This is a genomic window from Streptomyces palmae (assembly GCF_004684805.1).
Classification (GTDB): domain Bacteria; phylum Actinomycetota; class Actinomycetes; order Streptomycetales; family Streptomycetaceae; genus Streptomyces; species Streptomyces palmae.
This window is the reverse complement of the sequence record NZ_SRID01000663.1, coordinates 1-1,550: the sequence shown is the minus strand read 5'-3', so window position 1 is coordinate 1,550 and position 1,550 is coordinate 1. Positions and strand designations below refer to the sequence as shown.

Genomic DNA, 1,550 nt, shown 5'->3' with positions numbered 1-1,550 from the left:
GGAGTGGTGGAGCCGACGAACCAGACTTGTAGTAGGTGAGTGATGGGGTGACGCAGGAAGGTAGTCCAGCCCGGGCGGTGGTTGTCCCGGGGTAAGGGTGTAGGCCGTGTGGTAGGCAAATCCGTCACACGTTAAGGCTGAGACCTGATGCCGAGCCGATTGTGGTGAAGTGGATGATCCTATGCTGTCGAGAAAAGCCTCTAGCGAGTTTCATGGCGGCCCGTACCCTAAACCGACTCAGGTGGTCAGGTAGAGAATACCGAGGCGTTCGGGTGAACTATGGTTAAGGAACTCGGCAAAATGCCCCCGTAACTTCGGGAGAAGGGGGGCCATTTCTGGTGATCGGATTTACTCCGTGAGCTGGGGGTGGCCGCAGAGACCAGCGAGAAGCGACTGTTTACTAAAAACACAGGTCCGTGCGAAGCCGTAAGGCGATGTATACGGACTGACGCCTGCCCGGTGCTGGAACGTTAAGGGGACCGGTTAGCTCTGATTCGTCGGGGCGAAGCTGAGAACTTAAGCGCCAGTAAACGGCGGTGGTAACTATAACCATCCTAAGGTAGCGAAATTCCTTGTCGGGTAAGTTCCGACCTGCACGAATGGCGTAACGACTTCTCGACTGTCTCAACCATAGGCCCGGTGAAATTGCATTACGAGTAAAGATGCTCGTTTCGCGCAGCAGGACGGAAAGACCCCGGGACCTTTACTATAGCTTGATATTGGTGTTCGGTTCGGCTTGTGTAGGATAGGTGGGAGACTGTGAAGCATGCACGCCAGTGTGTGTGGAGTCGTCGTTGAAATACCACTCTGGTCGTGCTGGATGTCTAACCTGGGTCCGTGATCCGGATCAGGGACAGTGTCTGGTGGGTAGTTTAACTGGGGCGGTTGCCTCCTAAAGGGTAACGGAGGCGCCCAAAGGTTCCCTCAGCCTGGTTGGCAATCAGGTGTTGAGTGTAAGTGCACAAGGGAGCTTGACTGTGAGACCGACGGGTCGAGCAGGGACGAAAGTCGGGACTAGTGATCCGGCGGTGGCTTGTGGAAGCGCCGTCGCTCAACGGATAAAAGGTACCCCGGGGATAACAGGCTGATCTTCCCCAAGAGTCCATATCGACGGGATGGTTTGGCACCTCGATGTCGGCTCGTCGCATCCTGGGGCTGGAGTCGGTCCCAAGGGTTGGGCTGTTCGCCCATTAAAGCGGTACGCGAGCTGGGTTTAGAACGTCGTGAGACAGTTCGGTCCCTATCCGCTGTGCGCGTAGGAGTCTTGAGAAGGGCTGTCCCTAGTACGAGAGGACCGGGACGGACGAACCTCTGGTGTGCCAGTTGTTCTGCCAAGGGCATGGCTGGTTGGCTACGTTCGGGAGGGATAACCGCTGAAAGCATCTAAGCGGGAAGCCTGCTTCGAGATGAGGGCTCCCACCCACTTGATGGGGTAAGGCTCCCAGTAGACGACTGGGTTGATAGGCCAGATATGGAAGCCGGGTAACCGGTGGAGTTGACTGGTACTAATAGGCCGAGGGCTTGTCCTCAGTTGCTCGCGTCCACTGTGT

1 rRNA gene is annotated in these 1,550 nt (G+C 56.6%); it reads left to right on the top strand.

Annotated features, from left to right (window positions below):
- Positions 1 to 1,529 (top strand): 23S ribosomal RNA (locus tag E4099_RS31905); the annotation flags it as partial.
- Positions 1,530 to 1,550 lie beyond the last annotated feature (21 nt).